The organism is Rhizorhapis suberifaciens, assembly GCF_014200045.1.
GTDB lineage: Bacteria > Pseudomonadota > Alphaproteobacteria > Sphingomonadales > Sphingomonadaceae > Rhizorhapis > Rhizorhapis suberifaciens.
Genome location: NZ_JACHOV010000001.1, coordinates 385,982 through 405,591 on the forward strand (window position 1 = coordinate 385,982; position 19,610 = coordinate 405,591).

Here is a 19,610-nt window from a genome sequence, read left to right on the forward strand (position 1 = left end):
TCCTTCAAGGGCTAACTTGCGAGATGACAATTGAAGCGCCGCCGTCCTGCGTCAAGGAGAGCCCAAGTCCGTTGCCGGTCTGGCTGAGATCGGCCCGGTTGCTATCGCCATTTTGCGTCAATGAAAGCGTGTTGTCATCGCCATTCTGGGTGAGCGATGCGCTATTGCCGTCGCCATTTTGCGACAGTGCCATCTGATTGGCCCCGGCATAGGCGCTCTGGCTGAGGTCAGCGAAATTGCCGTTGCCATTTTGTAGCAGCGCCAGCGTGTTGGAGCTTCCCTCCAGGCTTGACTGGTGTAGGCGTGCTTCGTTGCCATTGCCGGACAGGTCGAGTGCAAGGCTGTTGGCCCCGCTTCCCTCCTGACGAGCGGTGATGTTGTTGTCATTACCAAGGACGCGAAAGCCGGAGGTTTGTGAGTCGCCCGCCTGAATATGGGTCAAATGGTTGCTATCACCGATCTGTTCGATATCCACCCGGCTCGCTGTGGATTGGGATTGATCCACGGAGATGCTCTGATCGCTGCCGCTGCTGTTGATCGCAACGCTTGTCTGTGCCGCAGCCGCCAAGGGGTGAAGCGATAGGAATAGCGCCGCGGAGAGCATCTTCGTCATGGCCGAAACCTTTTAAGGGGCGGCGGCAGGAGATGGCCCCGACCACTCCCGCCGCCTGGGGAAATCTCAAGGGAAATCATTGCGTCACTATGGCAATATTGCCGGTGCCGGATTGAGTGACCGTCGAGACGCTGAAATCGGAAGACTGCTTGACATCGACGCTGTTGAGCGAGCCAGACTGGTCGATTTTTGAGTCATTATGGTTGCCGGACTGGACCAGCGTTGCGCTGTTGGTGCTGCCTGTTTGAACTAAGAGTGATGTGTTGAAATCGCCCGACTGGATCACATCGGCGAAGTGGTTGTCGCCGTCCTGGTCGATCGTCGATATATTTTCATGACCAGGCTGCTTGACCTCGGCCCGGAAGTTTTCGGTCGGAGTGCTGTCCTCACGCTGGATGATCGTCGATTGATTGTAAGTCCCTTCCTGCGTTACCGAGGCATAACTGTCTTCGGCGCGGTTCATGATCAGCGACTGATTGTATGAACCTATCTGATCGACATAGGCATCCGAACGATTGCCATTATCGGTCACATCGGACTTATTGAAATCACCTGACTGTAAGACCTCAGTATAGGCATTGTTGCCGCGCTGGACGACGATCGATGCATTGCCGAACCCGCTTTGATTTACGAGGACGTCGCTGTTGATCGGTCGAATGCCGCCGGGCGAAGTCTGATCGACGCTGCTGCTATTGCTAGTGCCGCCCTGAAGCACGGTAGCAGTGACGCCTGAACCATCCTGGGTGATGAACGAACTGTTGTTGGTGCCGGGGGCGTGCACCGTTGCAAGTGCGTTATCACCTGTCTGGGTTATGGTGGATTTGTTGAAATTGCCCTTTTGCGTAACATCGGCGGTGTTGGCGTCACCCTGCTGATCAATGATGCTGCTGTTGATAAGGCCCGTCTGCGTGACAGAGGTTTGATGACCGCCAATGCCAGACTGGCTGAGGGAAGAGCTGTTGCCGAAGCTCAAGTCATCTGTGGCTCTGGCTTGGTCGCCCTGCAGGACGGTAGCGACGTTGCCGTTGCTGTACTGGGCCACTGTGGAGGTTTGCGAGTCATCATATTGTGTAACGGTAGCGACGTTTTCGCTGCCCGATTGAGCGACCGTCGACTCTGACAGAATCTGCTTGGTGGTCGATGCCTGAGTGACTGTTGCCTTATTGTCGTTGCCTGACTGCAGCACGGTCGATTTGTTGATCGGCGGTGCGGTATTGTTCAGATCTGTGCCGTCATCGCTTTGTTTGATCGTGGCGCTGTTGCGCTTGCCGGTCTGTTCGACCTTCGAATCGCCACCGGCAAGCGACCCTGTCTGGTCGACGTCCGCGATATTGTCGCTGTTGGACTGAATGACGTTGCTCGTCGAATTGCCAGCGTGAGCCGCATTCGAAAGCGCAAGCGCCGCAACGGTGGTCAGAAGCAGTTTCTTCATGATCGAAGGTCCCAATCATAACGACCCGGAATTCGTCCGGTTTTTTGGTGCGCCCCGGGGCTCTGGCCTCGAAGTGATTAGGAACGGGCCCAGCGTGAGGCCAGGCCCGTTCCCCAATATGTTATTGAGCCACGTAGGCGCTGTTGCCAAAGCCGCTTTGGATCACAGTAGAGATATTATTGTCCGTTGATTGCGTCACCTTGGCGAAGTTGGCGTCGCCCGACTGAGTGATGAAGGACTCATTGTCTGATCCCGTCGTCGTCAGATAGGCCTGATGGTCTTCACCGCTTTGGTCGATATCGGACAGGTTGTCGTTCCCATTCATCGATACTTCAGCATATTGGCGACGGCCTGCCTGGTAGATGTCGGAAACATTGTCCACGCCGCCCTGGAATATTTGGGCTTCCTGCTTGCGACCGTCCTGAACGACGGTGGACAGAGCATTCACAGCGATCTGCTTCACGTTGACAGTATCACGTTCGTTGAGATCGCCGCTGCGCGGATTCTGCGTCACATAGGAGTTGTTATCCGTGCCGTTCTGCAGAACGTCGATGTCCGAATAGTCGGAAGCCTGAGCAACTTCGGATTCGTTGTTGCCACCGATCTGAGCGACGTCGACGTCCGAACCATAGCCGATCAGCTGGGTCGAACCGCCCCACTGACCAACCAGCGACTTGTTGCCCGAAGCTGCGGCGCTGCTGTCCTGGCTGACGGTTACCGATACGCCTGCGCCGAGCTGGCCTACCGTCGAACCATTGCCATCGCCCGTCTGAGTGACATCCACAATGCCGCCGAGAACGGCTTGGCCGACCAACGAGTTGTTGTTGTCGCCGTTCTGCTTGACCTTAACGGTTCCGCCGGCAGCGAGCTGTCCGACCAGCGAATTGTTGCTGTTGCCAGTCTGCTCAACATCGACCGATGATCCCGCAGAGATTTCAAGGACGCCCGAATTATTGCTGGTGCCGTTCTGGTCAACAGTGACAGTGGAGGACAAGGAGGCCTGGAGGACGCCAGACACGTTGGTGGTGCCCGTCTGCTTGACTGCAATCGTCGAATCTCCGGCAATCTGCGCCGCGCCCGAGATATTGCCATTGCCCGACTGATCCACCTTCACGGACGAAGAGGATGCCAGCTGCGAAACCGTCGAGATGTTGGCGTTGCCGGTTTGTGTGACGTCAACGGTGCTGCCGGGGGCGGAAGCAGCGAGCGACGTCTGATCGACGTTCGAGTAGTTGCCGTTGCCGGTCTGGTTTACAGTTGCTTTGCCGAATGCGCCATCCTGCGTCACGAGCGAGGTGTTGCTGTCGCCGTCCTGAGTAACATCGGCGATTTCGCTGACGCCGCTCTGGAGAATGGTGGAGGTGCTGCCAATGCCGGTGCCGCCTTTCTGCGTCACTGTGGCCGAGTTGCCGGAGTTGGACTGGGTCACGGTCGAGTCATGGCCGTCGGCCTGTTGGAACACGTCGGCCGTGTTGCCATTATCGCTCTGGCTGATCAGCGAGGTGTTGAAATCCACATGAGCGTTAGGCGGACCGCCAGCCTTTTCCTGCAGCAGCGACGCGCTGTTATTGCTGCCCGTCTGGTCGACGTTGGACGTGTTGCCGTCGCCACGCTGTTCAACATTGGCCTTGTTGGTGGAGCCGTCCTGCAGAACGTCGGATTCATTTTTCACCGACGGATTATTGGGGGCGCCAAAGTTGTTCTGGACGACGGTTGCGCTGTTGTGGTCGCCATCTTGCTGAACATAGCTGTCGTTCACGTCGGCACTACCGGAGTTGGCGCCGGAACCCTGCGTCACCTTGGCAGCGTTGGTGTTGCCGCCCTGCTGAATGTCGGACACGGACTTGCCAGCTAGCGTGCCGGTCTGATCAACATCGGCCTGTCCGCTGACACCGGTCTGGTTGACCGTGCTGGTGGAGTTGTTCGCCTGCGCCGCGGTGGTCAGCGCGAAGGCTGATACCGCCGTCAATAGAATCTTCTTCATCCCGTTCACTCCCTTGTTCTGGGCAAAATGGCCCCCGATGCCGCCATCGGGCGGCACCGTAACGTCCGGCCGGAGAGGGTGCGGCTGCCGCTCCCGGCCTCGGGGCAGCCGGCGGAATGTCAGGGAGTGGGATGAAGCCGGGCAGCATTGTCACGCCAGAACGAAGTGTAGGCTCATTGCCTGCGCCAACCCTCTGTGTCACAATTGCGCCGTGAGTGCTTCACTCACTCCGGACTTGGTTCCGCAACCTTGTCCACCTGGTCCGTCGGCGTCTTGACGCCAATCACTGTCGCTGACGGACCAGCCCAATCCTTTTAAATTCCACGTCTCCTGGTTACATGGCCGCAGGCGCTGGCAGCATAGGCTGCGGACGAGCGGCGGCCGCTCTTGGATTTGCGGCGCGGCAGGCTCCGGTCACGCGACCGCCATCGGCGCGCGCGGGCAGAGCCACCTGCTCAAGCTTTATGGAATCGCGTTCCGCTACATAGCTGCGCAGCAAATCTTCGCTGGAAGCTTCAGTCGTGCCAAAGCACCACAAATCCTGAAGAGCGCCCTCCATGATGAGCGCGTGTACGGCCTTTTCGACGGCCTGCTGCACGGCCAACTGGTCGGGCTCATTGTAGGTGATGCCCGTCTCCAGCTCCAGCAGCTCCTTAAATCCCACATAGCGGAAGGCATTGGCCCCGAGCGCCACTGATGCGATGGACTTGCGGACATTGACCGAGGTCAGCACTTCGCCCGTCTTGACGCTGACCGCGCGCAGATAAAGCGTTACCGTATCTTCGCGGTATTGGCCATTGGCCCCAATCCCGAGAAAGCGCGCACCAGCACCCCCCGTCTTCACGTTCGAATCAAAGCCGATAATGCCGCCTTCGAGCAGCAGTCCGGCAAAGAGCAGGGGTGGAAGCGCCTGGGGATTTACCTGCTTCTCTCCCAGATAGGAGGCGCGCATTTCCCTGATGACGGCACGTTCACGCAGCACATTGTCCAGCCGTTCCCGCTCTATCACCTGGAAAAACTGTCGGTTGCCGGCGTCTTGCAAAGCTTTGATCAAGATCGAGGTTGCGCCTTGAGTGACGGCGCGGGAAAGGGTCTGGACATTGTCGGTGGGCTTGAATTGCCCGGTTTGGTCCGTAAAGCCGTAGACCGCAACCGCCACGCGTTTTCCGCTCGCCGGAAGCTCCAACAGCTTGTTCTGCGTAGGAGAGGCCTTGGCGAGCTCGGGCTGCTTCCAGGAACTTGGCGAATAGGTCGCGCAGGCGGTCAGCGAAGAAGCCGCCAGAACCAAAGGCGCAAATTTCATAAGATGATCGTGAGGCAGCATCAGTCCGCTCCCTGAAGCAGGGGGACAATGATTTCACTGACGGAGCCCGTGGCAAGATCGGAGATCGTCAGCGTCACGGAATCGATGCCGCGTACAAAGCTGATTTCCTGGTCGCCGAACTTGATGAGGCCGCTTTCCTGAGCGTTTTCGCCGAAGATCACGTCAGTAATCTGCGATGCCAGGGTAGAGAGAAGCCGGCTTTGCAGGGTTCTGAGGAATTGCGCAGCGGGATCCGAGCTGGTGGACGCCGCAGGATCCTTATATTTATTAATAGCGTTGGCCACGCCCAACAGATGTGATGAATTGAAGGGATTGCCGCCGAACGACGGGTTGGTTGGCGTATAAACCATGTCGGAAGCTCGCGCGGCGCCTGTCCCGGCGAGTAGGACTGGGATAGACGCAACAAAAGCTCGGGCGGTCAGCCTTCGTCCAGATTTCATTTTATTCCCCCACATGCCATTAGGCATTGAATTGCGGTTGCGACCCGCTTTAACTTCTGTGGCGGAACTGCCCCGCTTGCCCCCAAGCGTCCATCCCGACGCAAGTACGTCGTTCCAGTAGGCCGTTTCCATTCTGCCCCTTGAGGCAGACCTTAAGAAGTTATTAATTATGTTCTAGGTCGGCTAGTACGACCGACATATATCGATTCGCATCACCAAAATTGGTGACGCCCAACCTTTTAACATCATTAACTATATTAACTGGGGGATTGCCGTGTTGCTGAACAATCATTGTCCGAATACGGGACGGTGTAGAACGTTCTAGTACTGGCGCGTGAGGGGGTGACTGGTGCTCAAATATGTGGGGGAGCTGCGTGACGCGGCATTAACTTGGCTCGACACAAGCAGGCTGGCTCGCTTGATCGTGAACGAAGCGTTTGAAATATTATGGGCCAATAAAGCGGCTCGACTTTCCTTGAAGGAGCGGGAATTCATCGAAGAGCGGGACGGCTTCGTCTGCATGACGCGCGCGGCTGTGACGGTTGCCCTTCAATCACGGCTATCTGAACTTCACGACAATGATATCGTGGTCCACTCCTTCAACGAAGGCGACTTGAGGGGGCTGGTGGTGGTCATCCGCATGCTTCCGTGCCGATCCACGCCAGAACGGTTATATGGCCTCGAACTGCGATGGGCCAATGAGGCGGAATCGGCGTGCTACAGCGGTTATCGCGCATATTATGGCGTGACTCATGCCGAGGACCGCGTGCTGGGGCAATTGCTAAAAGGCCATAATGTCGAAAGCTGCGCCGCTTCGCTGAATATCAGCCTGGACACCGTCCGCAGCCATATTCGACAGCTTTACAGCAAGATGAATGTGTCGTCCCGAGAAGCTCTTTTTTATGCAATGGCGCCCTTTCGGGTTCAATAGGTGCAAGCCGCTTGCAGATACCGCTCCGATTGAAAGCGCCTTCTTGCGAAAACATGAGAGGGGCTCGCCTTGGTCCGCTCGCGGCGCTAAGGGATCGGCTTTGATGCTATTGGCGGCAGGTGGGGGCGGATGATCTCGACAAGGCGTTTTTTTCTGTGCTCGGCGCTGTTCGTCATTGTCTGGCTGGCACTGGTCTACCTCTTCCATTTCGCTCTTAGCCGATATTATTCGCTGCCCCAGATGTTCATGGTGCAGCAGGACCGGTTCGTACTCGGCCCAGCGGCCTTGTTCCTGTTCCTTCTCGCCTGGCCTCGTTTCGAACGTGGCCGCTCCATCAGCCTAGCGACGCCCGCTCTTATATGCGGTGTCATCCTGCTATTGGTCCTGATCGGATGGGCAGGGCATTATCTGGTCTTCGGCGGATATTCGCTGTCGCGCGATGAACAGATGGGAGAGTTCGCCACCTTCTATCTCCGGGAGGGCAGGCTGGGCATGTCGGTGCCGCCGCAGTGGCAGGACTATGTGCGGGGCATCAACCCCATTTTCATGAGCGTTTACAGCGGCAATATTGCCTGGATTTCAAACTATCTGCCGCTTCATGCCGCCATCCGGGCGCTCATTTCCTTTGTTGCCGACCCGGCGCTGACCAGTCCGCTTTTTCTGGGGCTCGGCTATGTCTGCCTGTGGCGTATAGCGCTGCGGTTATTCCCGGACCGGCCTGACGCTGTCCTGGTGACATTGCTGCTGGGTTTCTCATCGACGCAGCTGTTGGTCATGTCGATGACCGCCTATGCCATGTCGGCGCATTTCGGCCTAAACATGCTTTGGCTGGCGCTGTTTCTGAGGAACGACTGGAAGGGGCATATAGGCGCGGTCCTGGTCGCGTTCTTTGCGGTTGGCTTGCATCAACTGCATTTCCATCCGATGTTCGCCGCGCCCTTCATCTTGTGGCTGGCGCTGCGCCGCCGCTGGGGACCGGCCGCCTTTTATGCGATTGCCTATGCCGCCATCGTGATAGTCTGGGGTAAGCTCTACCCGGCATTATTGGCGGACCTTTATAGCGGAGCCAAGCCGCTTGAGGGGGGCAAGCGCATCGATCTGGGCTTTCGGCTTTACCATCTTGTCACCTACCGCCTTGCCAAGGACATGCTGCCCTTGCTGAACCTGGCGCGCTTCATGGCCTGGAACAATGTCCTGCTTCTTCCGCTGGCTTTGCTGGGCGCAATGCAACAGCCTTGGCGCGTTCTTCCAAAGGAAACATCAGTCATCCTGCCATTGACGCTGGGGTGCGGCATGGGACTTCTGGTGCTTGTCTATCAGGGACATGGCTGGGGTTATCGCTATCTGCACGGTTTCATAGGGTCATTTTGTTTGCTGGGCGGTTTTGGTTGGCTGCGGCTAGCTGGCCCGGACAGGAAGCTTTCGCTCGCGCCACTTTGGTGGTCGGTGGGGTTCGCCCTGCTTTCCGGCGCATTTCTCATGATGAAGGCGCATGACTTCGTGAAGCCATATGCGCGCGCTTATCATATGGCAAAGAGCGTCGATGCCGACATCGTGCTGGTCGATACGCGGGGAGGGGTTTTCATCCAGGACATCATCCGGGTTGAGGGAGGCAAGCTCAGCCGCCCGATCCTCATGGATCTGGACTTTGTGCCCAAATCGAAGCTGCGCCCTTTGTGCGATACCTATAAGGTCCGCCTGTACGACTGGACGCATTTCCTTCCGCTGGGCGTGCCTCCTGCCAGGATGCGGCATCGCTTTTCGGTCGGGCGGGAGCGAAAGCGCGCTTATCTTGAACGCATCGGTTGTGCTCAGGAGCCGCTTACGTTCACGCGGTCGGACTGGCGGTAAATTTCCGTTTCCACGATTTCTCCTGTTCCAGGGATCAATTGCGGCAGCAGGTCGATGGACGCGTTTTGCTGAAGCGCACGAATGCAAGCTATTGGTCCGCCATGCGTGACGATGGCGACGCGTGACAGAGCAGGGACGGCGAGCCACGCCTGCCTGATCCGCTCAAATAATTCCACCGTGGTTTCGCCACCGCCCGGACGGTAGGTATCTGGCGCGGTTAACATGCCGTCCATGGCATTGCCGCTGGCGCGGTAAACAGCATTCCAACTTTGCCCCTCCCAATCGCCAAAGTGCCGCTCTCGCCATTGAGGGACCGCGGTTATGGCGGCTGCGGTTCGTTCGGCAATGGCGCGTGTGCGGCGCAGATCGGAATGGATAACGAGGTCCGGAGCCCAGGCTGTTATCTGTGCGATCAAATCCTTGGCCATTCGTTGGCCCTCACGGCTGAGCGCCGGGTCGCTTTGGCCATAGCAGCGTTTTTGCCAGCCAAGCGCCACTGGCGGATGACGAATGAGCCACACAGTCTGCTTCATTCTGTCGCTATCGCCAGCAAAAGAATGAGTTGCCCCGCATAGGCCGCAAAGCCCAGGCAGTCGCCGGTTGCGCCGCCGAGGCGGTTTAGCAGGAGCCGGTATAGCCAGATGAGGAAAAGAGCCGATCCGACGATCGCGGCTATGAGCTCCAGCGGCCTTGTGAGGGCCAGAGGCAGCAAGGCCGGCAGCGCCAGCAAGCTCGCCATGAGCAGAATCGGCCATTGGGTCGAGCTTCGCACCTGGCTGGCGATGCCTTCTATTTCCTGCGGCTGCGGTATGAATGACATCGTGGCCACTGCCAGCAAGCGGCCGAAGCAAGCGGACGCAATGACGGCCCAGGGAAGCAAGGACGTGGGTATCGTCATCAGCAGGGCGGCCCGTAATCCAATGGCCAGGATGAGCCCCACCGTTCCATAACTGCCGATCCGGCTGTCCTTCAGGATGCGCAGCGTCGATTTGCGGTCATAGCCGCCCCCCAGCGCATCGCAGAAATCGGCCACGGCATCTTCATGAAAGGCTCCGGTCAGGCGGGCTTCTATCGCAAGTGCGACCAGCACCGCGATTATGCGGGGCCAAAGCAGGTCGGCTAAGATCAGGACGCTGGCGGTCAAGCATCCGATCAGTGTACCGACGAGCGGAAACCATATGGGAGAGCGCTTCAATCCATGCGCAATCTCTGCTCCAGGAACGCCGTTCAAGGCGCTGACGGGAATGCGAGTGAGAAATTGAAGCGCCAGCAAAGGCGAAACCCACCAGCGGGAACGAAGCACTTGGGTCACGGCGCGATATCCGCAAGCAGGGCGACGTCTGCGAAGAGAGCCGCGGCTGAGTCGAGCAGGGGCAGGGCGGTAAGCGCACCGGTGCCTTCGCCCAGGCGCATGTCCCACTGGAGGAGTGGCTCAAGGGCCAGAGCATTCAGAGCGGCACGATGCCCGGGCTCTGCGGAGAGATGGGCGGCGATCATCTGCGCTGAGGTGCCAGGACGAAAATGTTCCGCCACAAGCGCGGCGGCGGTCGTCACATAGCCGTCCAGCAGGATGGTCGAGCCTTGTTGGGCAGCTTGCGCGAAATAGCCGGCCATGGCGGCAATCTCAAAACCCGCAATGGCCGCGACAGCCGTCGAGCCGTCAAGGCTGCGAGCGGAATTGGTTGCGGCTTCGACGATAGCGCATTTGCGAGCAAGGATAGCGTCATCCGCGCCTGCTCCCCGTCCCGTCGCCGTGCTGGCGTCGGTTCCGGCAAAGAGCATGGTGAGGCAGGCCGCAGCGGTGGTGTTTCCAATGCCCATCTCCCCGGCAATCAAAACGCGGAAATCTTCCGCATGGGCGCGGCGCGCTTCCTCTTCGCCTACAGACCATGCCTGTTCGAACTGGTCGACGGTCATGGCCGCTCCACATGAGAGATCGGCCGTGCCCGGCGCGATCCGGGCGTCTCGGAAAAAGACAGGAGGGTTGGGAGTGGACGAAAGGCTACCCATGTCGACCAGCCGAAGGTCCGCTCCCTGAGCGCTGGCCAAGGCGCAACTGGAGGCGCGCCCCGCACAGATAAGGCCAATCATGGCCCCGGTTACGGCCGAGGGCCACGCAGTGACGCCGCTCGCCGCAACGCCATGGTCCCCTGCGAAGAGGACGATGCGGCGGGGGCGCGTTTGGGGTTTCAGGCTTTGCTGAATGACTGCCAATCTAGCAGCGAGTGTTTCCAGGCGGCCAAGGCTGCCTTTGGGCTTTGCCAATGCGTCGAGATGGGCTTGGGCGGTTTCAAGGGTGATGTTCATCAATAACTCGATGTAAGGATGCTTTAAAATAGCGAGACCGGGGCGGCGTTCTGGGCGATGGCAAATATGCGGTCGGTATCCACAACCTGCCCAAGTTCGATCGCCAGTTCATCCAGGGCTGTTTCGACGGCGCACTCATGATCAATGCCATTTGATCGTGTCCCAAGGCGGATAAGCCACGCGGCGCGCTGATCCGCCGAGTGGAAAAGGCCATGGACATAGCAGCCGCTGATGAGTCCATCTGCGCTCTGTGCGCCATCGACGCGTCCGTCGCTGAAGCGCAACAGAGGTGTGGCCTGACCCGTGGTGACGCCGACATGCATCTCATAGCCATGAAAGGACGCAGCTTCCGCAATGCTGTCGCCGTGGACCTTTACCAATGATTTTTCGGTTCCGAGCACCGTATCGACCGGCAGATATCCAAGCCCCTGGACCGTTTCCGGCTTTCCTTCCACCCCGGTCGGATCGGCGATGGTCCGGCCCATCATCTGATATCCGCCGCAAATGCCGAGCAGATGACCGCCCCGCCGAACATGGCCGGCGATGTCCACGTCCCAACCTTGGGCATGCAGGAAGCGGAGGTCGGCAATCGTCGCCTTGGTACCCGGAATAATGACGAGGTTTGCCGTCGCCGGAATCGGCTTTCCCGGCGGCACCATGACCAGGCGGACGCCAAGTTCCTGTGCCAGCGGATCGAAGTCGTCGAAATTGGCAATGCGGGAGAGCATCGGCACGGCGATCTCGATTGCGCCATTGCCACTGGCGACGGATTGCTCAAGCACCACCGCATCCTCGGCGGGAAGCTTCCGCACGGCCGTAAGCCAAGGAATAACGCCCAAGCCTTGCCAGCCGGTCATCCGCTCAATGGCGGCATATCCTTCATCGAATAGCTGCACATTGCCACGGAACTTGTTGATAAGAAAGCCGCGAATCATCGCGGCGTCTTGGGCATCGATGACCGCCTTGGTGCCGACAAGCGAGGCAATGACGCCGCCTCGGTCAATATCTCCCACCAATACCACCGGTACGTTTCCGGCGCGCGCGAACCCCATATTGGCGATATCGCCTCCGCGCAGGTTGATTTCGGCGGGACTGCCTGCGCCCTCAACGATGACGAGATCGGCGGCGGAACGCAGGCGGCGATAGGATGTCAGGACTGCGTCCAGTAATTCGCCTTTCCGACTGCGATAATAATCCGCGCCCAGCGTTCCTCGCATTTTGCCGTGGACGATGACCTGAGCCGCCTGGTCCGACTGAGGCTTCAGTAGAACCGGGTTCATGTCCGTATGCGCTTCAGCCCGGCAGGCGAGCGCTTGCAATGCCTGGGCGCGGCCGATTTCTCCGCCATCGGCAGTGACGGCGGCATTGTTCGACATGTTCTGCGGCTTGAAGGGGAGAACCTTCAGCCCGCGATTTGTGAATAGGCGGCAAAGGCCCGCGACAAGAACTGACTTGCCGACGTCGGAGCCGGTGCCCTGAAGCATTACAGCGCCCATGCAAGGCCCCCCGCGATGAACCAAAGGAGAAGGCAGGCGCGGCGGTAAATGGTGAGGGCGCGGCCGAGGTCCTGCTCCTTCGGTCGGGGTCCCTTGCCCAGTAGGGCGCGCTCGATCCATTCGCCATCATAAGCTGCGCCGCCACCCAAACGGATGTTCAGAGCGCCGGCCATGGCCGCTTCGGGCCAACCGGCATTAGGAGAAAGGTGCTTGCCGGCATCTCTCCACATGATCCGCCAACCGCCTGCGCCTGCCATGCAGAGCAAAATGCCGGCCAAACGGGCGGGGATGAAGTTCAGCACATCATCTGCGCGGGCAGAAGCCCAACCGAAATAGCGATAGCGCTCGTCCATATGGCCGATAAGACTGTCCGCGGTGCTGATCGCCTTGAAGGCCAGGAGGCCGGGTAGGCCCGCGAGCAGAAACCAGAAGGCGGGGGCAACGATGCCGTCACAAAAGCTTTCAGCCAGGCTTTCGGTCGCGGCTGCGGCAATGCCTTGCTCATCAAGCGATTGCGTGTCGCGACCCACGATCATCGAAAGCGCGCCTCGAGCTGGTGGCAGATCCCCGCCAGCGAGAGGGTGGAAGACGGCGGCGACATGGTCATGAAGGCTTTTCTGCGCAAAGCCCGTCGTTGCCAGCAGGATCACTAATCCGGCGCCCGTCCAGCCGAAGAGCAGATGTTCCAGAATCAGGCCAAGGCTGGCACTCACCATGATGAGCATCGCGAGGGTGGCGATGCCGGGCAGGCGCGCCAGGAGAGGATTTGTTCCGCGCGATGCTTTATTCCACCGCTGGTCGAGCGCCGTTATCATCATGCCTATGCCCACCACCGGATGCGGCAACCGGCGGTGCAACGCTTGTGGATAGCCGAGCGCCGCCTCAAGAATGAGGGCGGCGAGAAGCTGTTCCGCGCGATCCACGCTCAAACAATCCTGCGGACTGGGACGACCATGGGATCGCCGGATGGGCTTTTGCCGATATGGACCTCAACGCCATAGGCCTGCGCCAGAACGGCGGGGGTCAGCACCTGGTCGCGGCGTCCCCCGGCGAGCACCGCGCCATCCTTCAGGGCCAATATGTCATCGGCGATGCGTGCGGCCTGGGTGAGGTCATGAAGCACTACCGCCACCCCCGCGCCATTATGGGCACATTGCCTCAGCCGGTCGAGTACGTCGAGCTGGTGTGCAGGATCGAGACTGGCGAGCGGTTCGTCGGCGAGCAGCCATTGCGGCTCTCCGGCCAGCACACGCGCGAGAAGGACGCGCCCCTGTTCGCCGCCGGAAAGTCGAAGAATGTTGCGTTTTGCCAGGTGGCCGGAGTCCGTCGCCTCCATGGCGTTTGCGACCGCCTGATGGTCCGCCTCGCTCATGCCCCAGCGGCCGCGATGCGGAATTCGTCCAAGACCCACCAGCGTTTCGACATCAATATCCCAGTGAATGTCGCCCTGTTGAGGGAGCAGGCCGATCATCCTGGCGCGCTCTCGGCGATCCAACTGTTGAATGTCGCGGCCTGCCATGGCGATGCTTCCGCTGTCGGGCCGCCGCAGGCCAGCAAGGCAGGATAGCAAAGTGCTTTTTCCCGCGCCGTTGGCGCCGAGGATCACTGTTACCCGCCCCTGCGAGAATGCTCCGCTGACATCGGCCAATATCTTCCGGCCGCGAAGAGTGAGCGATACCCCCTTGAATTCCATGTCCATCAGGCAAGCTCCCTGCGCATGCGGAAGAGAAGGGCAAGGAAGAATGGTGCGCCCAGAAGCGACATGGCGATGCCCAGGCGCAGTTCGCTGGTGTTGGGCATGACACGGACGAGACTGTCCGCTAGCAATAACAGCAGCGCGCCCGCGAGGGCAGAGGGCAGCAGGACCGCCGAGGGTCGATGTCCCGCCAGCGGCCGTACGAGATGCGGAACAATCAACCCGACAAACCCGATAATCCCGGCGGCCGCTACCGACGCCCCGACCGTCAGGCCGACGCCCAGAACGACCAGCCATTGCAGACGGCTGATATTTACCCCGAGGGATCGGGCCGCTTGCTCGCCGAGCGTCAGCGCGTCGAGAGAGGGTGCCGCTGCAGCCAGGACCAATATGCCCAGAATCATGGCGGGAAGGGTCAAGCGGACATCATCCCAGCTTCGATCGGTAAGCGCTCCCAAAAGCCAGGTCACGATTTCGGAGGCGGCGAATGGCGTGGGCGCGAGGCTGATGAGCAGCGAGGTCAGCGATCCGCTGATGCTGGCAAGGATCATGCCTGCCAGAGTGAAGAGGATAAGGCTTCCAGAACGTCCCGCGAGCATGGCAAGGAGCGCCATGCCAATCGCAGCCCCGGCGAGCGCGAACAGCGGAAGCAGCAGGGCTGAAGCGGCATAGCCGAAATAGAGCGAGGATACAGCACCCAAAGCGGCGCTGCCCGAAACGCCGAACAGGCCGGGATCGGCCAGCGGGTTGCGCAGGTAACCCTGCATCACCGCGCCTGACATGCCGAGCGCTGCGCCGATAAAGGCGGCCAGGACGGTGCGCGGTAGCCGCAGCTCCAGAATAATCAACGAGGCCAAATCGCCTTGTAGCCAGTCACTGGGCGGAACCCAGATTTTGCCCGCCAGCAGGGAAGCCGCCAGCGCCGCTACTAACGCCCCCGCGAGCGAAAGATTGACGCGGAGCTGGCTCATGGATGCGACTTCAATGACCGGCGGACCTCGGCTAGTCTGGTTACGGCGTCAATCATGCTGGGACCGGCGCAGTGGAGGAGCCGGGGCGCATAATCGAACATGGCGACCCGATGAGAAAGGCGACGAATCGCGGGGTGATTGAGCATCCGATCGCGCTTGCCCTCAGCCGCTCCCGCCGAAAAAAGCACCCTGGGCGGTCGTGCGAGCAAATGCTCAAGCGGCAGGATGTCCCATTGCCGAAGCCCATAGGCGCTGCTCATGTTTCGAAACCCGGTGCGCCGGAGAAGGTCATCCGCTAGCGTGCCTGCGCCCGGCACCATCCCGCCGCCCTGCCAGATCAGGGCGGGGATGAACGTGTCATCTGCCGGACGGGCTTTGGACAAAGCGGCGTCGATCCGGGCATTGAGCAGTTTGCCGCGCCGGGGGACATTCAAGGTTGCGGCGATTTGGGCAATCTGGCTTTGGCTTTGCTCAATAGTTTCGGGAACATCGATCCGCAACAGATTGATATTCTGACGTTCCAGTGCGTGAATGGTGGGCAGGTCGACATGCGGTCCGGCGATCACCAGATCGGGACGTTTGGCAAGCACCTCCTCCGCCGTGCCAGAAGTGGCGGGATAGCGGAGCGCTTGGCTCAACGGGATCGATGTGGCGCGGGGGTCGTGGGAATAATGGCTGATGGCGGCGATCTGCGAAGGATCGGCGATATGCATCAATATGGCATCGGCGCAGGGATTGAGCGAGACGATGCGGAGAGGCCGTGCGGCGGCAGGACCCGTGAGGTTTGCAAGGGCGATGAGCCCCATCATCCACCCAAACCCTGCACGCGCTGCCCTACCTCCCTCCGGATAATAGCGAGGAGGCAAGGTGCAGATCAAAATTCGACGCCCCTCTGGGCTTTGAAACCAGCATTATAGGGGTGCTTCACTTCGGCGAATTCGGTCACCAGATCGGCAATTTCCAGAAGCTCCGGTTTAGCCCCTCGTCCAGTGACGCAAACATGCTTATCCCGCGGCTTGATCTTTAGAAAATCGACAATTTCATCAATGGGTAAGCTACCGTTCCTGGCAACGATATTGAGCTCGTCAAGAATGATGAAGTCATAATCCGGATCAAGGATGAGCTCCTTGGAGCGTTCCCATGCGGCGCGGGCGGCGGCGATGTCGCGCGCCCGGTCCTGCGTGTCCCATGTAAAACCTTCGCCCATCGCATTGAAGGTGAGCAGGTCCGGATACTGGGCGAAGAAATTCTTCTCGCCGGTCTCCCAATTGCCCTTTACAAATTGCACGACACCGACCTTCATTCCCCAGCCCAGCGACCGGACGGCCATGCCGAAGGCCGAGGAGGACTTGCCCTTGCCATTACCCGTATGGACGATGAGGAGCCCGCGCTCTTCGGTCTTGCGCGCCTGAATCTTCGCGCGCGCGGCCTGCACCTTCTTCATGCGGTCGTTGTGGTGGGCATGTTCGTCGGCTTCGCTCATGCTGTACTCCAATGTGTCAGTGCCTGCTCCAGCCTTTGCCATTGCGCCTCTTCGCCGGGAAGGCCGAAGCGGAGAGCGGATGGATCATCGCTGAAGGGGCGGGTCAATATGCCTGCCTGCGCCAAATGGCGGAACAGGCAAGCTGCATCGGTTGTCCGGGCGAGGCGGAAAAGGGGCGTACCGCCGACTATCTCCAGGCCGGCGCGGCGCAACAGCTTGTGGAGCCGCTGGCTTGCATCGTTCAGCCTTTGGCGCTGCTCCCTATGCCAGCCAAGGTCCTGGTAGGCGGCGGTGCCGATCGCGATGGCCGCACTGCTTACGGGCCAATCCCCCACCACTGCTCGCAAGCGCCGAGCGAGCGGCGGATCGGCGAGCACGAAGCCCAGGCGGACGCCAGCAAGACCGAAAAATTTGCCGAAGGAGCGCAACAGGATCGCGCCGCGCCGGTCAGGAGCCAGGCTGCATTCAGGCAAGGCGTCCGCAAAGGCTTCGTCAACGATGAGTTGGCAGGGAAGGGCGCGGAGCTCGTCGGGCGGGATGATGCGGCCGTCAGGATTGTTCGGATTGCAGAGGACGAGCAGATCGCTGTCCTGTGCCTCTCCAGGCGTCACTGGGATGGAATTGGGCCATGCCGCGCGATGACCCGAGTAGATTGGTGCAAGATAGCGCACCTTTTGCGCGCCCAATATGAAAGGCAGTAAGCGGATTGCGATGTCGCTGCCAGGGACCGCTACGACTTCAGCTGCATCGCTTGTCCCAAAGGCTAAGCCCGCCGCAGCTTCGAGCCTCAGCAGAGCTTCGGGGTCGGGAAGAGCTTTTTGATCAGTTTGCGACTGATTATCATAAGGATACCACCATGGGCTTACACCTGTCGATAAGTCCATCCAGGGGCTAGGCGCGGCTGGGAAATGCCGCGCCGCCACCCCCACACGTCCCCCATGCCCGATAAGTTCGGCGGGGTAGGGGTAAGGCGTAGCGGTGCGCGTCATGGATCAGTAGCTCGCCGTTGAGACCGGTTCGAAGGTTGGGTTGTTGGCGCTGTATCGTACATCACCACCGTATCGCTGTCGGTGAGCCATTTTAGTAACTCAGCCGGACGCCGATATAGCCGGCGCGTCCTGGTGATCCGAAGTTCAGAGCGGTCTCGTACCGTTCATCGAACAGATTTTCGAGCCGGCCATAAAGTTCCAAATTGTCCGTCAGCCTATAGCTGGTACGGAGGTCTACCAGAACGTAACCGCCGAGCTTGACCGTCTCTTCTGGAAATACACCGAAATCTATATCCTCGCTGCTGCCAGCGTGCGTAACGGTGGCACCGGTTGAAAGCCCGAAGGGCCAGCGATAATCCATTCGCATACTGACAACTTGCTCGGGCCGACGCGGCAGTTTTTCCTCCGTGACCTGGTTCATTGCGTCTGTATAGCTATACTGCGCATCTAGCGTCAGAGACTCTACCGGTTTGAGAGAAAGCAGCAATTCCAGACCCTTGGCGCGCGTTCTACTGACATTTTCATAATAGCCGAAGCGGCCGTCGGCGCAGAGCGGGTGACTGTTCAGACAAGACACAAAATCGATGAGATCGCTCGTCCGGCGTTCAAACCAGGTGGCGCTGACCTCAATTTTTCCATCAAGTAGTTTCTGGGTTACCCCAGCGTCCCACCCCTTTGCGCGCTCTGGACGCAAGTCGGGATTCCCGAAGTCTCCCTGCAACTGGTAAAGAGTTGGCGCCTTGAAGCCTTCGCCATAGCTGGCACGAACAAGGGTTTCGCCTTCATTGGGCGACCAAGCCACGCTGGCTCCCAAAGTCGTCTCGCTTCCGAAGCTGTCATGATGGTCATAACGGATGCCACCGGTGATGGTCAGGCGCTGAAAGGGTGTCGCGATCAATTGCCCATAAAGGCTCTCGAGCACCGCAGATCCCCTCGTGGGCCGAGGATTTGGGTTGAAAGACGAGGGAGCGGAAAGGGTGAAAAGCTCCGAGCGTTCGCGCTCGGCACCAAAGGTGAATTGCCAGCCATCGCTGATATTGGCGATCCCCTGATATTCAACACGCTCATTCGTTCCTTCGCCCTCAAAACTAGGTTCAGTGGATTGGGCCGGATCGAAGTTATCGCGAGTTGTTCTGGTATAGGCGTAGGCGAGGCGGTTGCGGAATCGCCCTTCAAGCAAATCCCACGTGACCCCCGCATAACCAACAAGTTCCTTGGTTTTGCTGAATTCAGCGGAGTCTACGCCAAAGCCGTCATATTCGTTTCTACCGTAGGAGTACCAACCACGCAGATCAACCTTCAGCGCCTCGGTCAGATGCAAGCGCACCTTTCCATTGGCCCCAAAATTCTTGTAACCGTCCTTTTCGGTAGCGCCCCGATCCTCGCTCAGCTTTGAAATGCCGTCAGTCCGGAAATATCCGGCGCCAAGGCTGCCATCGAAGATTCCGCTTTTGCCTGATATATTTCCCACGAATTGGGCGGTATTGCGATAACCATATTCCGCGCGCGCGTTTGTTCGAAATGCTTCAGTTGGGTCGGTCGTGATCATGTTGATGACCCCGCCAATGGCCTGACTGCCCCATAAAACGGATTGCGGTCCGCGCAGAACCTCAATTCTTTCGATATTTCCGATGAGCAGGTTGCCGAAGTCAAACCCTCCGCCACCGGACGATGGATCGTTCAATTTCACGCCGTCGATCAACGCGACGGTTTGTTCGGCTTCTGCTCCTCGGATACGTACGGACGTAGGAGCGCCAATACCGCCACTACGAGAAATCGTTACGCCGGGTGTTGTGGCTAGAAGATCGGCGACGGTGGTCTTCTGGCTCTGCAGAATTGTGTCGGATTCCAACACATAAACCGACTGCCCGACGCGGGACAAAGGCTGCTCCGTTCGCGTGGCAGTGACAATGATGGGCTCACCATCGTCCGCCAGTGCGGGCGAGGTGGCAAAGAGCGCGGTCGAGAGCAGCAAGCATTGAGAAAATCGCATATTGGCCCCTCAAACAACAAAGAGGCTATGCGCGGATGGTTTCGGATGGTCCTTCCCGCACAGCCGACTGCGTCGTCACGCGAGGAAATCCCTCGATCGC

The 19,610-nt window shown here is 59.3% G+C and carries 18 protein-coding genes; 2 read left to right on the top strand and 16 right to left on the bottom strand.

Annotated elements, in window-relative coordinates; all coding sequences use genetic code 11:
* Window positions 1-4: 4 nt before the first annotated feature.
* The 5 genes from HNQ99_RS01950 to HNQ99_RS01970 all read right to left on the bottom strand — a co-directional run bounded on the left by HNQ99_RS01950 (window position 5) and on the right by HNQ99_RS01970 (window position 5,820).
* Window positions 5-613, bottom strand: a complete 609-nt coding sequence (locus tag HNQ99_RS01950) for a hypothetical protein (RefSeq protein WP_184473936.1) — start codon at window positions 611-613, stop codon at window positions 5-7.
* Between the two features lie 76 nt (window positions 614-689).
* Window positions 690-2,045, bottom strand: coding sequence for a hypothetical protein (locus HNQ99_RS01955; RefSeq protein WP_184473937.1), 1,356 nt, complete (start codon window positions 2,043-2,045; stop codon window positions 690-692).
* A 121-nt stretch (window positions 2,046-2,166) separates the two neighbouring features.
* The gene (locus tag HNQ99_RS01960; protein WP_184473938.1) at window positions 2,167-4,029 is read right to left on the bottom strand and encodes a beta strand repeat-containing protein; all 1,863 of its coding nucleotides are present in this window, start codon (window positions 4,027-4,029) and stop codon (window positions 2,167-2,169) included.
* Between the two features lie 334 nt (window positions 4,030-4,363).
* Entirely contained in the window at window positions 4,364-5,353 is a 990-nt protein-coding gene (locus HNQ99_RS01965; protein WP_184473939.1) for a CsgG/HfaB family protein, read from the bottom strand.
* Window positions 5,353-5,820, bottom strand: coding sequence for a curli assembly protein CsgF (locus tag HNQ99_RS01970; RefSeq protein ID WP_407692295.1), 468 nt, complete (start codon window positions 5,818-5,820; stop codon window positions 5,353-5,355). The genes HNQ99_RS01965 and HNQ99_RS01970 overlap by 1 nt, the downstream gene beginning before the upstream one ends.
* Window positions 5,821-6,142: 322 nt before the next feature.
* Between HNQ99_RS01970 and HNQ99_RS16840 the strand changes: the two genes are divergently transcribed.
* Window positions 6,143-6,724: a helix-turn-helix transcriptional regulator gene (locus HNQ99_RS16840; RefSeq protein ID WP_184473941.1), complete on the top strand. Its 582-nt coding sequence runs from the start codon at window positions 6,143-6,145 to the stop codon at window positions 6,722-6,724.
* Window positions 6,725-6,853: 129 nt separating this feature from the next.
* Window positions 6,854-8,575 (top strand): MFS transporter, encoded by a 1,722-nt coding sequence (locus tag HNQ99_RS01980; protein ID WP_184473942.1) that lies wholly within the window; start codon window positions 6,854-6,856, stop codon window positions 8,573-8,575.
* On the opposite strand, the gene HNQ99_RS01985 is transcribed toward HNQ99_RS01980, so the two are convergent.
* The 11 genes from HNQ99_RS01985 to HNQ99_RS02035 form a co-directional block, all read right to left on the bottom strand.
* On the bottom strand, window positions 8,536-9,108 hold the full coding sequence (locus tag HNQ99_RS01985) for a histidine phosphatase family protein (RefSeq protein WP_184473943.1): 573 nt from the start codon (window positions 9,106-9,108) through the stop codon (window positions 8,536-8,538). The two genes, HNQ99_RS01980 and HNQ99_RS01985, sit on opposite strands and share 40 nt — an antisense overlap.
* The gene (locus HNQ99_RS01990) at window positions 9,105-9,887 is read right to left on the bottom strand and encodes an adenosylcobinamide-GDP ribazoletransferase (protein ID WP_184473944.1); all 783 of its coding nucleotides are present in this window, start codon (window positions 9,885-9,887) and stop codon (window positions 9,105-9,107) included. Before HNQ99_RS01990 ends, HNQ99_RS01985 begins: the two co-directional genes overlap by 4 nt.
* The gene (cobT, locus tag HNQ99_RS01995) at window positions 9,884-10,882 is read right to left on the bottom strand and encodes a nicotinate-nucleotide--dimethylbenzimidazole phosphoribosyltransferase (protein ID WP_184473945.1); all 999 of its coding nucleotides are present in this window, start codon (window positions 10,880-10,882) and stop codon (window positions 9,884-9,886) included. The genes HNQ99_RS01990 and cobT overlap by 4 nt, the downstream gene beginning before the upstream one ends.
* 23 nt (window positions 10,883-10,905) lie before the next feature.
* Window positions 10,906-12,378 carry a cobyric acid synthase gene (locus tag HNQ99_RS02000; RefSeq protein ID WP_184473946.1) on the bottom strand — a complete coding sequence of 491 codons (1,473 nt, stop codon included), beginning with the start codon at window positions 12,376-12,378 and terminating at the stop codon, window positions 10,906-10,908.
* On the bottom strand, window positions 12,366-13,301 hold the full coding sequence (gene cbiB / locus HNQ99_RS02005; RefSeq protein WP_184473947.1) for an adenosylcobinamide-phosphate synthase CbiB: 936 nt from the start codon (window positions 13,299-13,301) through the stop codon (window positions 12,366-12,368). The genes HNQ99_RS02000 and cbiB overlap by 13 nt, the downstream gene beginning before the upstream one ends.
* 2 nt (window positions 13,302-13,303) lie before the next feature.
* A complete protein-coding gene (locus HNQ99_RS02010) occupies window positions 13,304-14,077 on the bottom strand; it encodes an ABC transporter ATP-binding protein (RefSeq protein ID WP_184473948.1) in 774 nt (257 codons plus the stop codon).
* Window positions 14,077-15,045, bottom strand: a complete 969-nt coding sequence (locus HNQ99_RS02015) for a FecCD family ABC transporter permease (protein WP_184473949.1) — start codon at window positions 15,043-15,045, stop codon at window positions 14,077-14,079. Before HNQ99_RS02015 ends, HNQ99_RS02010 begins: the two co-directional genes overlap by 1 nt.
* On the bottom strand, window positions 15,042-15,854 hold the full coding sequence (locus tag HNQ99_RS02020) for an ABC transporter substrate-binding protein (RefSeq protein ID WP_184473950.1): 813 nt from the start codon (window positions 15,852-15,854) through the stop codon (window positions 15,042-15,044). The genes HNQ99_RS02015 and HNQ99_RS02020 overlap by 4 nt, the downstream gene beginning before the upstream one ends.
* A 65-nt stretch (window positions 15,855-15,919) precedes the next feature.
* Window positions 15,920-16,528, bottom strand: coding sequence for a cob(I)yrinic acid a,c-diamide adenosyltransferase (gene cobO, locus HNQ99_RS02025; protein ID WP_184473951.1), 609 nt, complete (start codon window positions 16,526-16,528; stop codon window positions 15,920-15,922).
* Entirely contained in the window at window positions 16,525-17,517 is a 993-nt protein-coding gene (locus tag HNQ99_RS02030; protein WP_184473952.1) for a threonine-phosphate decarboxylase, read from the bottom strand. Before HNQ99_RS02030 ends, cobO begins: the two co-directional genes overlap by 4 nt.
* A gap of 91 nt (window positions 17,518-17,608) precedes the next feature.
* The gene (locus HNQ99_RS02035) at window positions 17,609-19,510 is read right to left on the bottom strand and encodes a TonB-dependent receptor plug domain-containing protein (RefSeq protein ID WP_184473953.1); all 1,902 of its coding nucleotides are present in this window, start codon (window positions 19,508-19,510) and stop codon (window positions 17,609-17,611) included.
* Window positions 19,511-19,610: the final 100 nt, after the last annotated feature.

Bases quoted from the DNA above. Each gene is read 5' to 3' on its own strand.
- HNQ99_RS01950 (WP_184473936.1), bottom strand. From the start codon at position 613: ATGACGAAGATGCTCTCCGCGGCGCTATTCCTATCGCTTCACCCCTTG.
- HNQ99_RS01955 (WP_184473937.1), bottom strand. From the start codon at position 2,045: ATGAAGAAACTGCTTCTGACCACCGTTGCGGCGCTTGCGCTTTCGAAT.
- HNQ99_RS01960 (WP_184473938.1), bottom strand. From the start codon at position 4,029: ATGAAGAAGATTCTATTGACGGCGGTATCAGCCTTCGCGCTGACCACC.
- HNQ99_RS01965 (WP_184473939.1), bottom strand. From the start codon at position 5,353: ATGCTGCCTCACGATCATCTTATGAAATTTGCGCCTTTGGTTCTGGCG.
- HNQ99_RS01970 (WP_407692295.1), bottom strand. From the start codon at position 5,820: ATGCCTAATGGCATGTGGGGGAATAAAATGAAATCTGGACGAAGGCTG.
- HNQ99_RS01980 (WP_184473942.1), top strand. From the start codon at position 6,854: ATGATCTCGACAAGGCGTTTTTTTCTGTGCTCGGCGCTGTTCGTCATT.
- HNQ99_RS01985 (WP_184473943.1), bottom strand. From the start codon at position 9,108: ATGAAGCAGACTGTGTGGCTCATTCGTCATCCGCCAGTGGCGCTTGGC.
- cobT (WP_184473945.1), bottom strand. From the start codon at position 10,882: ATGAACATCACCCTTGAAACCGCCCAAGCCCATCTCGACGCATTGGCA.
- HNQ99_RS02000 (WP_184473946.1), bottom strand. From the start codon at position 12,378: ATGGGCGCTGTAATGCTTCAGGGCACCGGCTCCGACGTCGGCAAGTCA.
- HNQ99_RS02010 (WP_184473948.1), bottom strand. From the start codon at position 14,077: ATGGACATGGAATTCAAGGGGGTATCGCTCACTCTTCGCGGCCGGAAG.
- HNQ99_RS02015 (WP_184473949.1), bottom strand. From the start codon at position 15,045: ATGAGCCAGCTCCGCGTCAATCTTTCGCTCGCGGGGGCGTTAGTAGCG.
- HNQ99_RS02020 (WP_184473950.1), bottom strand. From the start codon at position 15,854: ATGATGGGGCTCATCGCCCTTGCAAACCTCACGGGTCCTGCCGCCGCA.
- cobO (WP_184473951.1), bottom strand. From the start codon at position 16,528: ATGAGCGAAGCCGACGAACATGCCCACCACAACGACCGCATGAAGAAG.
- HNQ99_RS02030 (WP_184473952.1), bottom strand. From the start codon at position 17,517: ATGACGCGCACCGCTACGCCTTACCCCTACCCCGCCGAACTTATCGGG.
- HNQ99_RS02035 (WP_184473953.1), bottom strand. From the start codon at position 19,510: ATGCGATTTTCTCAATGCTTGCTGCTCTCGACCGCGCTCTTTGCCACC.